The organism is Methylobacterium sp. ap11 (genome assembly GCF_900110515.1).
Taxonomy (GTDB): domain Bacteria; phylum Pseudomonadota; class Alphaproteobacteria; order Rhizobiales; family Beijerinckiaceae; genus Methylobacterium; species Methylobacterium ajmalii.
Map to the genome: position 1 here is coordinate 261,282 of NZ_FOEB01000005.1, position 12,930 is coordinate 274,211.

At 69.8% G+C, this 12,930-nt stretch carries 12 protein-coding genes; 6 read left to right on the plus strand and 6 right to left on the minus strand.

The features are described from left to right. The first annotated feature begins 153 nt into the window (after positions 1–153). Entirely contained in the window at positions 154–942 is a 789-nt protein-coding gene (locus BMX97_RS09635; RefSeq protein ID WP_177202171.1) for a GGDEF domain-containing protein, read from the plus strand. A gap of 16 nt (positions 943–958) precedes the next feature. Here BMX97_RS09635 and BMX97_RS09640 read toward each other — a convergent pair whose 3' ends face one another. The 5 genes from BMX97_RS09640 to BMX97_RS09660 all read right to left on the minus strand — a co-directional run bounded on the left by BMX97_RS09640 (position 959) and on the right by BMX97_RS09660 (position 6,581). After that, the gene (locus BMX97_RS09640) at positions 959–1,801 is read right to left on the minus strand and encodes an ABC transporter permease (protein ID WP_091748626.1); all 843 of its coding nucleotides are present in this window, start codon (positions 1,799–1,801) and stop codon (positions 959–961) included. A gap of 7 nt (positions 1,802–1,808) precedes the next feature. Then, positions 1,809–2,666: an ABC transporter permease gene (locus BMX97_RS09645; RefSeq protein ID WP_210187628.1), complete on the minus strand. Its 858-nt coding sequence runs from the start codon at positions 2,664–2,666 to the stop codon at positions 1,809–1,811. Between the two features lie 62 nt (positions 2,667–2,728). Continuing rightward, positions 2,729–3,796, minus strand: coding sequence for an ABC transporter ATP-binding protein (locus BMX97_RS09650; RefSeq protein WP_091748633.1), 1,068 nt, complete (start codon positions 3,794–3,796; stop codon positions 2,729–2,731). 363 nt (positions 3,797–4,159) lie between these two features. Then, positions 4,160–5,335 carry an ABC transporter substrate-binding protein gene (locus BMX97_RS09655; RefSeq protein WP_091748636.1) on the minus strand — a complete coding sequence of 392 codons (1,176 nt, stop codon included), beginning with the start codon at positions 5,333–5,335 and terminating at the stop codon, positions 4,160–4,162. Positions 5,336–5,678: 343 nt separating this feature from the next. Continuing rightward, complete coding sequence (locus BMX97_RS09660) at positions 5,679–6,581, minus strand: GGDEF domain-containing response regulator (RefSeq protein WP_091748639.1); 903 nt, start codon at positions 6,579–6,581, stop codon at positions 5,679–5,681. Positions 6,582–6,683: 102 nt separating this feature from the next. On the opposite strand from BMX97_RS09660, the gene BMX97_RS09665 reads away from it, so the two are divergent. Further along, positions 6,684–7,049 carry a hypothetical protein gene (locus BMX97_RS09665; protein ID WP_091748642.1) on the plus strand — a complete coding sequence of 122 codons (366 nt, stop codon included), beginning with the start codon at positions 6,684–6,686 and terminating at the stop codon, positions 7,047–7,049. 7 nt (positions 7,050–7,056) lie between these two features. Here the strand turns inward: BMX97_RS09665 and BMX97_RS09670 are convergent, their stop codons facing one another. Continuing rightward, positions 7,057–8,025, minus strand: coding sequence for an IclR family transcriptional regulator (locus BMX97_RS09670; RefSeq protein ID WP_244538358.1), 969 nt, complete (start codon positions 8,023–8,025; stop codon positions 7,057–7,059). A gap of 316 nt (positions 8,026–8,341) precedes the next feature. Between BMX97_RS09670 and BMX97_RS09675 the strand changes: the two genes are divergently transcribed. The 4 genes from BMX97_RS09675 (at position 8,342) to BMX97_RS09690 (ending at position 12,930) form a co-directional block, all read left to right on the plus strand. Then, positions 8,342–9,541 carry a branched-chain amino acid ABC transporter substrate-binding protein gene (locus tag BMX97_RS09675; RefSeq protein ID WP_091749009.1) on the plus strand — a complete coding sequence of 400 codons (1,200 nt, stop codon included), beginning with the start codon at positions 8,342–8,344 and terminating at the stop codon, positions 9,539–9,541. A gap of 292 nt (positions 9,542–9,833) precedes the next feature. Next, complete coding sequence (locus BMX97_RS09680) at positions 9,834–10,787, plus strand: branched-chain amino acid ABC transporter permease (RefSeq protein WP_091748645.1); 954 nt, start codon at positions 9,834–9,836, stop codon at positions 10,785–10,787. After that, the gene (locus BMX97_RS09685; protein WP_091748648.1) at positions 10,784–12,112 is read left to right on the plus strand and encodes a branched-chain amino acid ABC transporter permease; all 1,329 of its coding nucleotides are present in this window, start codon (positions 10,784–10,786) and stop codon (positions 12,110–12,112) included. Before BMX97_RS09680 ends, BMX97_RS09685 begins: the two co-directional genes overlap by 4 nt. Positions 12,113–12,138: 26 nt before the next feature. Further along, the gene (locus tag BMX97_RS09690; RefSeq protein ID WP_091748651.1) at positions 12,139–12,930 is read left to right on the plus strand and encodes an ABC transporter ATP-binding protein; all 792 of its coding nucleotides are present in this window, start codon (positions 12,139–12,141) and stop codon (positions 12,928–12,930) included.

A 12,930-nucleotide genomic window follows, 5' to 3' on the forward strand; every position in this document is an offset into this window, starting at 1 on the left:
AGATTTTATCTCGACAGGCCAAACGCCACTTAGATATCGCACAACATCCATTATTCGATCGAATTCGGCGGCGATCTCCCCCGTCGTTAGCAAAATATTAGCGCTATCGCAGCGACAATCGGGCCCGTCACGAAGGTCGAGTCGATGGATCTGGTGCATGCATACGCAGTCGCCCTGTATGCGCTGTCGCTAGGATGCGCTGTCTTCGCGTCGTTCCAGACGATGGCGATCATGCGGCTCGTGCAGGCGCCCCGGCTCAAGCTGTTCTGGTGCAGCGTCACCGGGGTGAGCATCGCCGTCGAGGCGTTGCACGCGGTCTTTACGGTGAAGATCGCGTTCACGCCCTCGACCCCCGACCTCGCGTTCTCGGCCACGATCCTGTTGGGCGCCGGCGGCATCTTCGCCAGCCTGACCCGGTGCATGCGCGCCTCGATCCTCGACGTGCAGCAGGTGGCGACCTTGAAGCGCCTCGCCTACCACGACCCGTTGACCGAGATCGGCAACCGCCGCGCCTTCGACGCGAGCATGGCCGAGGGCGAGACGAGCGAGCGGCCGGCGACGGTCATCCTGTTCGACGTCGACCACTTCAAGTCTTTCAACGACGGCTACGGCCACGACGTCGGCGACTTGGTGCTCAAGCACCTCGCCCGCTTGATCAGCGCCACCGCCCCCGGCTACTCGGTCTACCGGATCGGCGGCGAGGAATTCGCCATCGTGGCGCCGATCCGGCTCGAGGAGGCGGCGATGCTCGCCAATCTCTGCCGGGCCTCGATCGAGCTCGTCCCGCTCATGCACATGGAGGAGCCGATCCACATCACGGCGAGCGCCGGCGTGGCGCAGTTCCGGCCGGGCGAGACCGTGTCGTCGGTGATGCGCCGGGCCGACCAGGCGCTCTACGCGGCCAAGCGGGCGGGCCGGAACCGCGTGATCGAGGCCGCCTGAGCCTCGACGCACCTCGTCAATGGGCCTCCTGGCGCTTCGCCCGCGCCACGATCTGCGTCGGGTTGACGAAGCGCAGGGCCACGATCAGCCAGACGAGCGTCAGCGCCATGTAGACCACCGCCATCGCGTCGATCGACTGCCCGGCCCGCACGCCGGCGGCGAAGACCGCGTAGTAGAGCGCCACCACCAGGGTCTGGCTCGTCGGCCCGGCGACCAGGAAGGTCAGCTCGAACATCGCGATGGTGCGCACCAGCACCAGCAGCAGGGCGGCCAGGATGCCGGGGATCAGCAGCGGCAGCAGCACCCGCAGGAAGAGCTGGCCCGTGCCGGCGCCGAAGACCCGGGCGGCGGCCTCGATGCGCGGGTCGATCTGCTCGATGAACGGAATCATCACCAGCACCACGAAGGGGATGCTCGGCACGAGGTTGGCCAGCACCACGCCCCAGAGCGTGCCAGCGAGCCCCGCCCGGTAGAGCACGGTGGCGAGCGGGATGCCGTAGGTGATCGGCGGGACGAGCAGCGGCAGCAGGAAGACCAGCATCACCAGCCGCCTGCCCGGAAAGTCGCGCCGCGCCAGCGCGTAGGCCGCCGTGACCCCCAGGAGCCCGGAGAGCAGGACCACCAGGAACACCACCTGGAGGGTCACCACCAGCACGTCGCCGAGCTGGAACTCGTCCCAGGCCGAGGCGTACCAGCGGGTGGTGAAGCCGAGCGGCAACCAGGTGCCGAGCCAGCGCGTGGCGAAGGAGTTGAGCACCACCGCGGCGATCATCGCCAGGAGGTTGAGGCAGAACAGCAGCGTGACGGCCCAGACCGCCATCCGCCACAGGCGCGAGCCGGGGCCGGTGTCGCGGATCATCGCTCGATCATCCCTTGGTGCCCCCGACCGGGCCGGTATAGAGCAGGCTGCGCCCCCACAGCACCGCCGCCACGATGGCGAGCTGGACCGCGCCCATGATCATCGCGATCGCTGAGGCCAGCGAGTAGTCGTACTCCTCGAACGCCGCCTGATAGGCGGCGATCGAGATCACCCGCGTGGCGCCGGCCGGCGCCCCGAGCAGCACCGCGGACGGAAACACCGAGAAGGCCTGGACGAAGGACAGGCAGAAGGTGACCGCGAGGCCCGGCAGGATCAGCGGCAGGATCACCGCCCTGAAGCGCTGCCAGGCATTGGCGCCGTGGGTCGCCGCGGCCTGCTCCAGCGCCGGATCGATGCCGGTGACCGCCGAAAGCGTCAGCAGGAACGCGAACGGGAAGCCGGTGATGAGCAGCGAGGCGAAGACGCCCCAGTAGTTGTTGGTGAGCTTGAGCGGGCTGCCGATCACCCCGAGCCAGACCAGCGAGCGGTTGAACCAGCCCTGCGGGCCGAGGAAGTTGAGCAGGCCCTCCGCCACCAGCACGGTGCCCAGCGTGATCGGCAGGACCAGGATGGTGGTGAGCAGGCGCTGGTGGCGCATCAGCCGCACGCGCAGGGCGATCGGCACCGCCAGGACGAGGTTGAGCACCGTCACCGGCAGCGCGAGGCGCAGCGTCGCCGCGATGGTGTCGTACAGGAACGGATCGGAGAAGAAGCGGGCGTAGTTCGCCCACCAGGCCCCGGCCTTGGGCTGGAGCGACAGAACGAGCCCGTAGGCGAAGGGATAGACGAACAGCCCGAGGATCGCGAGGAGCGCCGGCAGCACCAGGAGCGTGGTGCCGTCGAGGCCGCGGGCGGCGAGCCGCACCGCGAGCGGCGGCGTCTCCTCCCGGGGCGTCGTCGGCGCGGCGGTGGGGAGCGAGGTCGCGCTCACGCGGCCTCCCCGGGGAAGACCAGGACCCGCGGCGAGGCGGCGGCGAGGCGCAAGGGCTCGTCCTGCGCCACCGCGCGGTCGGAGCGGAAGAAGAGTTCGGTCCCGTCCTGGGCGACTGCGGTGCCGAAGAAGGCCCGGCCGCGATACTCGACGCTGGCGACCCGGACCGGCACCCCCTCGGCGGCCGGCGTCAGGTCCTCGGGGCGGATCGCCGCGACCGCCGGGGCGCCCGGGTCCAGCGTCTCGCGCAGGGTGCCGGCGAGGCGGGTGCCGCAGACCTCGACCTCGGCCCGCGCGCCGTCCACCGCGATCGCCCGGCCGCGCAGGCGGTTGCGGAAGCCCATGAAGTCGGCGACGTCCGGGTGGGCCGGCCGCTCGTAGAGGTCCTCTGGCGTGCCGACCTGGCGGATGCGTCCGTCGCGCATCACCACGATCCGGTCGGCCATCGACAGGGCCTCGTCCTGGTCGTGAGTGACGTAGATCGTGGTCGACCCGATGGCGTCGTGGATGCGGCGGATCTCGGCCCGCATCTCGAGACGCAGCTTGGCGTCGAGGTTCGACAGCGGCTCGTCCATCAGCACCACCGGCGGCTCGATCACGATCGCCCGGGCGATGGCGACCCGCTGCTGCTGGCCGCCGGACATCTGGCCCGGGAGCTTGGCGGCCTGCGATTGCAGCCGCACCATCGCGAGGGCGTCGTCGACCCGGCGCGCCGCCGCCTCGCCCTTGACGCCCCGCATGGCGAGGCCGAAGCCGACGTTCCTCGCGACGGTCATGTGCGGGAAGAGGGCGTAGCTCTGAAACACCATGCCGAAGCCGCGCTCCTCCGGCTTCAGCCGGTCGATGCGGCGCTCGCCGAGATGGATCGACCCGCCGGTGAGCGGCAGGAGCCCGGCGATGCAGTTGAGCGCCGTCGACTTGCCGCAGCCGGACGGCCCCAGGAGCGCGACGAACTCGCCGCCCTTGATCGTCAGGTCGAGCCCGTCGAGGGCGGTCATCGCGCCGAACCGGCGGCTCAGGCCGCTCAGGCGCAGGTCCTGCGGCGCCTCGTGATGGCGTGCCATCGGTGTCCTCTCCTGCCGCGTCGCCTCTTCCGAGCGACCATTGCGGCGTTAGATCATTTCCCGACGAAGCGGAGACTGGCTCGTCATAGAAAATGCGGTACAATAAAATATATAGAGTAGCGACCAATTGCAACGCCACCGTACACGACGGGACGGTTCACGTGCGATACCGGTCCTTCCCATCCGAGACCTCATCCTGAGGTGTCAGTCGATCTTCGATCGACTGACCTCGAAGGAGGACTTCAGAAATCTCAGAGCCAACTGGAGCCCTCCTTCGAGGTCAGTCCATCTCTGATGGACTGACACCTCGGGATGAGGTTGCGGGTGGGATAATGCCGGACGCTGTCGTGTATCGAGCGCGACTCAGCGCTTCTTGCCGGAGCCGACCTGCTCGTCCCAGCGGCGGAAGGCCACCACCATCCGGTCGGCGTCGAGCGGCATCTCGATCGGGTGGTCGGCGATCATCTTGTCGTATTCCGGCCGGCCGAACTCCTTCAGCGCGGCGCGGCTCTCCGGCGGCGCCATGTCGAGGGTGACGCCCTTCACGGCGGGGCCCGGATAGAAGTAGCCCTCGTCGTAGGTGTAGGCCTGCTGGGCCGGCTGGAGCAGGAAGGCCATCAGGTCGAGGACGACCGCCAGCTTCTCCTCCGGCACGCCCTTCGGCACCGCCATGTAGTGGGCGTCCGCCACCCAGCGGAAGTTCTTGAGCGTGCCGACCTTCGCCTCCGCCGGCACGATGCCCAGGACGCGGGGGTTGATGTCCCAGCCGGTGGTCGAGACGATGATGTCGCGGCTGCCCTCGCCGAGCTCCTTCATCGTCTGCGAGGTGCCGCCCGGATAGTAGTCGACCGTCTCGCCGATCGCCTTGAGATAGTCCCAGGTCTTGTCCCACCCCTTGTCCGGGTCCTTGGGATCCTTGTCGCCGAGGATGTAGGGCAGGCCCATGATCCAGGTGCGGCCGGGACCGGAATTGGCCGGGCGGGCATACATGAACTTGCCCTTGTTCTGGCGTGCCCAGGCCAGGAGCTCTTCGGCGCTCGTCGGCACCGTCTTCACCCGGTCGGGCATGTACTCGATCAGCGGGCCCGACGGGTACCAGGCGACGCACAGGCCCTGGTCCTGCGCCAGGCCGTTCAGCCGCAGCGCGGCGGGCTGGTAGATGTCGGCGGGTTTCGGCAGCTGCCCGGCATGGGGCTTCAGGTCGACCCACAGCTTCTGCTCGATGCCGGCGGCGATGCCGTCGGTGCCGGTGAGCACGAGGTCGATGTCGACCCGGCCGGCGGCCTGCTGCGCCTTGAGCTTCGAGGGCAGTTCGGGGGCCGGCGCCTTGGTGAAGGCGAAGCGCGAGACGATGCCGGGCCGCGCCCGGCGATAGGCCTCGATCGCCTTCTGGGTGAGCGCCAGGTTGCCGGCCACGTCCACCACCGTGACGACGACGGGCGACGTCGGCAGGGCGAGGCCGGCCCGGGCGCGCCCGCCGAGGGCGAGCCCGGCCCCGGCCGCGAGCCCCACGACCGCGCTGCGGCGTGTGATCGTCATGTTTCCCCCCTGGTTCGCACCGGGCTCTGGCGGCCCGCGATCGTGGACGGATCGCTGCGTGCTTTCCCGGCATTGGTGCACTAATGTTTTAGCGCGTCAAGCCTGCCGGGAGGGAAAGGCCGGGCTCGTGGTGCGGGTCATGGATCGGGTCCCGCTCCCGCGGATCATAGAGAGCCGGCGCGTCCGCGCGCCCGATAGACGTGCGACGGCCGCCGATCCGGGGCGTGCCCGGCCGGCGGTCGTCGTTGTCGCGATCCTGTTGGATCCGGATCCCGCGTTCGCGGCTCGGGCACGACCCTGCGGGCCTCAGCCGGCCCGGGAGGTCTCGCCGGCCCGAGGGGCCTCAGCCGGCCCGGGCCAGGATCAGGTCGGTGGCCGCCGAGACCACCCGGTTGCGGCCGGTGGTCTTGGCCTCGTAGAGGGCGATGTCGGCGCGCTTGAGGAGGCCGCCCACGGTCTCGCCCTCCGACCAGGTGCTGACCCCGAAGCTCGCGGTGACCTGCACCGGGCCGCGCTGGCCCTTGAAGCGCAGCTGCGTGCAGCGCAGCCGCAGGCGGCCGGCGGCGGCCTCGGCCTCCTCCAGGCTGCGGCCGGGAAGCGCGAGGGCGAATTCCTCGCCGCCGAGGCGCCCGGCGATGCCGCCGGCCTCGGTCAAGAGCTCCTGGGCGACGCCGCGGATCACCGTGTCGCCGACGTCGTGGCCATGCTGGTCGTTGACCGCCTTGAAGTGGTCGATGTCGATCAGGATCATCGAGATCCGCCCGTGGGCGCCGGCCCGGTCCGCCGCCTCGCCGGCCCGCTGGAGGAAGGCGCGGCGGTTGAGGAGCCCGGTCAGGGCGTCGGTCTCGGCGAGCCGGATCAGCTCGCGCTGCATCCCGGTCATCCGCTCGGCGGCGCGCAGGCGGGCGTGGAGCTCCTCCGGGCTCGGCGGCTTGTCGATGAAGTCGTCCGAGCCGCTGTCGAGCGCCTCCGCCAGGTTGCGGGCGTTGCGGGCCGACGACATGGTGATGATGTAGAGCGGGCGGTGCGCGTCCGCGAGCAGCCGGGCCGACCAGCACAATTCGAGGCCGCCGATCGGCCGCACTTCGAGGCTGGTGATCAAGGCGGTCACCGAGGCGTTGTCGGTGACGAAGTCCAGAGCCTCGCGCGAATCCGTGAAGGTGTCCACGGTGTGGCCGCGGGGGGTAAGGAGCCCGCTGATGACCTTGAGCACGACCCGGCTCGGATCGACGACGACGATGTGCATGACGCCCCCAGGCAGGAGGACAGGCCCCCGCATCCCGCGAAAAGGTTGCGCCCGAAGGTTTAACGTCGCCTCAAGGCGGCCCGCACAATCGTCGAGCTTACGGTGACGCAGCGCCAGGTTCCTCCGGCCCCGCGCGCGACGCCGCCGGTCACGCCGGACGGCCGCTACATCGTCGTGCGTGGGCGGCTGTGGCGGCGCAGCGATCCCGGCCTCGCGCCGGAGGAGCGCGAGGCCCTGGTGGCCGCCCTGATGCGGGCCCGCCGCGCGGTCCGCGACACCAAGGCGGAGGGCGGTACGGCCCTGGCGGAGGCCCGCGCCGCGGTCGACGCGGCCAAGCACGGCCTCGGCGAGCGCGGCCCGCCCTGGTGGACCGACGGAGCGCCGGACTTCAATCGGCACCTCGCCCGCACCACGCCCTACGCGGCGTGGTTCGCCGGGCTCGGGGATGAGGGAGGGGGGGAGGGGTAGCGCGGGCTCAATCGACGATGCCGAGCGCGCGCATGCGCCCGATCGTCTCCATCAGCCGCGGGCCGGTATCCTCCCGCAGCACCGCCTCGGTGAGCAGGAAGGCCGGGCCGCTGATGTTGAGGGCGAAATGGCCCCGCCCGCCGGGGGCCTGGATCGGCGCCGCGACGGCGTTGATGTCCTGGTGCCAGATGCCGATCCCGACGCAGAACCCGCGCTCGGCAACCTCTGCGGCGCAGCGGCGGTAGGTGTCGTCGAGGCGCGCCGCGTCGGCGCCGTCGCGGCGCAGGCGGGTCATCAGGGCGGTCCGCTCGTCCTCCTCGAGACTCGACAGCGTCGCCATGCCCATGGCGCTGCGGGCGAGCGGCAGCCGGTAGCCGACCTCGCTCGACAGGACGATGCGCTGGCCCTCGCCGCGCCAGAGCTGGACGTAGACGCTCGACAGCCCGTCGAGCAGGCCGAGCGCCACGTGGGCCTGCACGGCGGTGGCGAGGTCCTGCAGGAACGGCTTCACCATCTGCGGGAACGAATTCTGGCGCAGGAAGGCCGAGCTGAGCGCCAGCACCGCCGGCCCGAGGCCGTAGCGCTCGCCCTCCGGGTCGTGGACGAGGTAGCCGAGGGAGAGCAGCGTGTGGGTCAGGCGCGACACGGTGGGCTTGGGCAGGCCGGTGCGGGCCGCGATCTCGCGGTTGCCCAGCATCTCGGCCGCGTCCCGGAAGACGCGCAGCACCTGCAGGCCGCGGGCGAGCGCGGTGACGAACTGCCGGTCGCCGTCCTCCGGCTCCGCCGCCTCGTCCCGGGCGGAGGGCTTCGCCGCGGCCTTCGGGGCGAGAACCCCTTGAGCCAGAACCTCTTGCGCCAGAACCTCGTGGGCCAGAGCTTCCTGGGCCAGCGCTTCCCGTCTCGGAGCCTCCTTCGCGTCGTCCTTCGTCGCGCCCCGGGTGATCGTGCCGGCGCGCGCCGCCATCGCCTGTGCCATGCCGCCGCCTCCCTCTCGTCCCGGGGCCTCTCGGCGCGCTCCGGGTTGTGCCCCAAGGTGACCCGAGGACGGCGGATCGGCAACTTGTTTCGCGATGCGGATCGACATTTCGCGACTTGACCGGTCCCGGGCGGGGAGGCAGTGTCGGGAGCGAAAGGGGCGTGGACCCCTGGGCGACGCCGAACGGCGCGCCGACAACGAGCCCGGACACTCGAATCCCGGGCGATAAAGAATCCCGAGCGAGAAGCCCCGGGAACGCCATTCCAGGAGGGACGCCTTGGTCAAGACCCTTGCGCGCATCACGGCCGCCGGCCTCATGGCCCTGGCGGCCTCGACTGCGCTCGCCGCGCCGATGAGCCTGAAGATCGCCTTCGTCGATCCGCTCTCCGGCGGCGGCGCCAGCACCGGCGAGGCCGGGCTGAAGACGTTCCAGTTCATGGCCGACCAGCTCAACGCCAAGAACGCGGACCTGAAGCTCGAGGTGACGGGCTACGACAACAAGCTCAACCCGCAGGAGAGCCTGGTCCAGCTCCAGAAGGCGATCGATTCCGGCGCCCGCGTCGTGGTGCAGGGCAACGGCTCCTCGGTCGGCGCCGCGCTGATTGATTTCGTCGGCAAGTACAACGATCGCAATCCCGGCAAGGAGATCCTGTATCTTAACTATGCTGCGGTCGATCCGGCGCTGACCAATGCCAAGTGCAATTACTGGCACTTTCGGTTCGACGCCAATTCCGACATCAAGATGCAGGCCCTGACCAATTACATCAAGGGCAAGCCGGAGATCAAGAAGGTCTACCTGATCAATCAGGACTACTCGCACGGCCAGGCGGTGCGCGCCGCCGCCCGCGCGATGCTGAAGGAGAAGCGGCCCGACATCCAGATCGTCGGCGACGAGGTGGCGCCGCTCCAGAAGGTCAACGACTTCTCGCCCTACATCGCCAAGATCAAGGCGTCGGGCGCCGACACGGTGATCACCGGAAACTGGGCACAGGACATGGCGCTGCTGCTCAAGGCTGCGGGCGATGCCGGGCTGCAAGCCAATTTCTACACCTATTACGGCGGCGGCAGCGGCGGACCGACCGCGATCAAGCAGGCGAACCTCCCCGACCGGGTCTTCCAGATCTCCGAGGGCTACGCCAACATCGACTACAAGCCGGCCCACGACTTCGAGGCCGCCTTCCGCGCCAAGACCGGCCAGGAGGTCACCTACGCGCGCGTCGTCAACCTGATGAACGTGCTGTCCAAGGCGACGCTCGCTGCCAAGTCGACCGATCCGAAGGCCATCGCCAAGGCGATGGACGCGATCCACCAGGACACGCTCTACGGCAAGGACAGCTTCATCCGGTCGGACGACCACCAGATCTTCCAGCCGATCTACATCTCGCGCTTCGGTCCGGTCGACACCGCGAAGGTGCTGGACAGCGAGAATACCGGCTGGGGCTGGACCGGTACCGGCGAGATCGCCGCCCAGGACACTCTGCTGCCGACCACCTGCAAGATGGACCGCCCGAGCTGAGGCGGGGAGGGCGCCCCGGATTCCGCCGGGGCGCCGCACCGATCCTCACGCCGAACGGCCCTGTCCGGGCCGAGCGCTGCCTCGGCGGACAGGAGATCCGGGATCCGGCGCAGGAGGCCGCGAAGCGTCCGTCCGTCCGCGACGTCGCGAAGACCGCGCCGTGTCGCGACATCTCCCTCCCGGATCCCGGATCTCCCTCCGCTTCACGCATCCGGGCAAGGGGAGCGAGCCAGATCTCGCCGGCGGGCGCGCTCGCCAGGCCCTATCGCCCCGCACCGGCAGGAGACCCCGCGTGCTCGAACTCGTCATCATCTCGACGCTGAACGGCGTGCTCTACGGGATGCTGCTCTTCCTGATGGCGAGCGGCCTGACCCTGATCTTCAGCATGATGGGCGTGCTCAACTTCGCGCATGCCAGCTTCTACATGCTGGGTGCGTTCTTCGGCTACCAGATCAGCAAGTTCACCGGGTTCTGGGTCGGCCTCGTCGTCGCGCCCGTCGTGGTCGGCGGCATCGGCGCGCTCATCGAGCGCTACGGCCTGCGCAACGTCCATCGCCACGGTCACGTGCCGGAACTGCTCTTCACCTTCGGCCTCGCCTACGTGATCGAGGAGGTGGTGCAGATGGTCTGGGGCAAGCTGCCGGTCGATTACCGGGTGCCGGCGGTGCTCGACTTCCCGGCCTTCACGGTGTTCGGCACCAACTACCCGGCCTACAAGCTGTTCATGCTGGTGATCTCGGTGGTGATCTTCATCGCCCTCTTGGCGGTGCTCACCCGCACCCGGGTCGGGCTGATCATCCAGGCGGCGCTGACCCATCCCAACATGGTGGCGATGCTCGGCCACGACGTGCCCAAGGTGTTCATGCTGGTCTTCGGCGTCGGCACGGGCTTGGCCGCGGTGGCCGGCGTCATCGCCGGGCCGGCGCTGGTCACCCAGGCCAACATGGCGGGCCTGCTGGGGCCGATCCTGTTCGTGGTGGTGGTCGTGGGAGGGCTGGGCTCCCTCACCGGCGCCTTCGCGGCCTCGCTCCTGATCGGGCTGGTGCAGACCTTCGCCATCTCCCTCGACGTCTCGGTCGCCAGCGTTTTCCAGGCCATGGGCATCGACGCTGCGCCGTCCGGCGGCGTGCTGGGTGATCTGTGGAACGTGACGATCGCCCAGATCGGGCCGATCATCCCCTATCTCCTGCTGGTCCTCGTGCTGATCGCGCGGCCGACCGGTCTGCTCGGGAACCGCGAAGCATGAGCGACCTCGCCGACATCGCGCCGTCCGGCGCCCTCGCGCAGGCCGGCTCCCGCCCGACGATCCGGCCGAAGGGCGCCGGAGCCGTCGCGCAGGTTCTGCCCTGGCTCGCCGCCGCGGCGATCCTCGTCGCGGCGCCGCTGATCTTCACCAGCGGCACGGCGCTGACCATGATGAGCCTGATGGGCATCATGGTGGTGTTCTCCCTGTCCTACAACATGCTGCTCGGCCAGACCGGTCTCCTGTCCTTCGGCCACGCGGTCTATTACGGGCTGGGCGCGTTCTTCACCGTCCACGCGATGAACCTCGTGACGTCCCTGCGCCTGCCGGTGCCCCTGCCGCTGCTGCCGGTGGTGGGCGGGCTCGCCGGCCTCGCCTTCGGCATCCTGTTCGGGGCGATCTCGACCCGGCGCGCCGGCACCGTCTTCGCGATGATCTCGCTGGGCATCGCCGAACTGGTCTCGTCGGGCTCGCACATCCTGCACAGCTTCTTCGGCGGGGAAGAGGGCATCACCGCCAACCGCACCAAGATGCTGCGGGTCTTCGATCTCAGCTTCGGGCCGCAGATCCAGGTCTACTACCTGATCGCCGCCTGGTGCCTGGTCTGCGCGGTGGCGATGTACGCCATCACCCGCACGCCCCTCGGGCGCCTGTGCAACGCCGTGCGGGAGAACCCCGAGCGGGTCGAGTTCCTGGGCTACGAGCCGCAGGCGATCCGCATCACCGCCTTCTGCCTCTCGGCGATGTTCGCGGGCGTCGCCGGTGCGCTCGCGGCGATCAACTTCGAGATCGCCAACTCGGCCTATCTCGGCGTTCACCAGTCCGGCGTGGTGCTGCTCGCGACCTTCATCGGCGGCATCGGCACCTTCGTCGGCCCGGTGGTCGGCGCGGTGGTGGTGACGCTGCTCCAGGTCTCGCTCAGCGACCTGACGGAGGTCTGGCAGCTCTATTTCGGGCTCCTGTTCATCGCCATCGTGATGTTCGCCCCCGGCGGCATCGCCGGCCTCGCCCTCATGCACGGCCCGCTCCTACGCGCGGGCACCGCCCACCGGCTGCTGCCGGCCTACCTGCTGGCGCTCGGGCCGTTCCTGCTCCTGCTCGCGGGGTCGATCGCGCTGATCGAGATGGCCTTCCGGATGCTGGTCAAGGCGAGCGACGGCACCGAGATGAGCCTCGTCGGCATCTCCTTCGACGCCGCCCACATCCTGCCCTGGCTCGTCGCCGGCGCGATGGCGATCGGGGGCGGGCTCGCCTTACGGGCCGTACTGCCGCGGGTCGCGGCCGCCTGGCACGAGGCCTCCGCCGCCGCCAAGGAGAAGCTGGCATGAGCCCCGCTGGCATGAGCCCCGCTGGCATGAACCCCGCTGGCACGAGCCCCGCGAGCACCGGCCCGGCGATCGAGCTGTCCGGCGTCAACAAGAGCTTCGGCCCGGCCAAGATCATCAACGGCGTCGACCTCACCGTCCCGGCCGGGGAGCGCCACGCCATCATCGGGCCGAACGGCGCCGGCAAGTCGACGCTCTTTCACCTGATCAGCGGCCGCTTCGCGCCGACGAGCGGCACGATCAGGCTGGAGGGCCGCGACATCACCGGCTGGCGCCCGGCGGCGATCAACCGGGCCGGGCTCGCCCGCAGCTTCCAGGTCACCAACATCTTCCCCAAGCTCAGCGTGTGGGAGAACGTGCGCTGCGCGGTCTTGCGGGCGATGGGCCACGGCCCGTCCTTCTGGCGCGGGGTCGAGGGGCTGCCGGGCGTCGCCGAGCGCACGGAAGAAATTCTCGCCCGCATCCGCCTCGGCCATCGCGCCTCGGTGGCGGCGGGGCTCCTGGCCTATGCCGACCAGCGGGCGCTCGAGATCGGCATCGCCATCGCCAGCGACGCCAAGGTCATCCTGCTCGACGAGCCGATGGCCGGGATGAGCCACAGCGAGAGCGAGCACGCGACGCAGCTGATCCGCGAGGTCACCACGGGCCGCACGCTGCTGATGGTCGAGCACGACATGGCGGTGGTGTTCGGGCTCGCCGACCGCATCTCGGTGCTGGTCTACGGCCGGATCATCGCCACCGACACCCCAGCCCGCATCCGGGAGAACCGCGCCGTGCAGGAAGCCTATCTCGGGGTCGCGACCGGGGAGGAGGCCGCGTGA

Coding starts and splice junctions, on each gene's coding strand:
- BMX97_RS09685 (WP_091748648.1), top strand. CDS start 10,784: ATGAGCGACCTCGCCGACATCGCGCCGTCCGGCGCCCTCGCGCAGGCC.
- BMX97_RS09670 (WP_244538358.1), bottom strand. CDS start 8,025: ATGGCACAGGCGATGGCGGCGCGCGCCGGCACGATCACCCGGGGCGCG.
- BMX97_RS09690 (WP_091748651.1), top strand. CDS start 12,139: ATGAACCCCGCTGGCACGAGCCCCGCGAGCACCGGCCCGGCGATCGAG.
- BMX97_RS09640 (WP_091748626.1), bottom strand. CDS start 1,801: ATGATCCGCGACACCGGCCCCGGCTCGCGCCTGTGGCGGATGGCGGTC.
- BMX97_RS09650 (WP_091748633.1), bottom strand. CDS start 3,796: ATGGCACGCCATCACGAGGCGCCGCAGGACCTGCGCCTGAGCGGCCTG.
- BMX97_RS09660 (WP_091748639.1), bottom strand. CDS start 6,581: ATGCACATCGTCGTCGTCGATCCGAGCCGGGTCGTGCTCAAGGTCATC.
- BMX97_RS09655 (WP_091748636.1), bottom strand. CDS start 5,335: ATGACGATCACACGCCGCAGCGCGGTCGTGGGGCTCGCGGCCGGGGCC.
- BMX97_RS09675 (WP_091749009.1), top strand. CDS start 8,342: ATGGCCCTGGCGGCCTCGACTGCGCTCGCCGCGCCGATGAGCCTGAAG.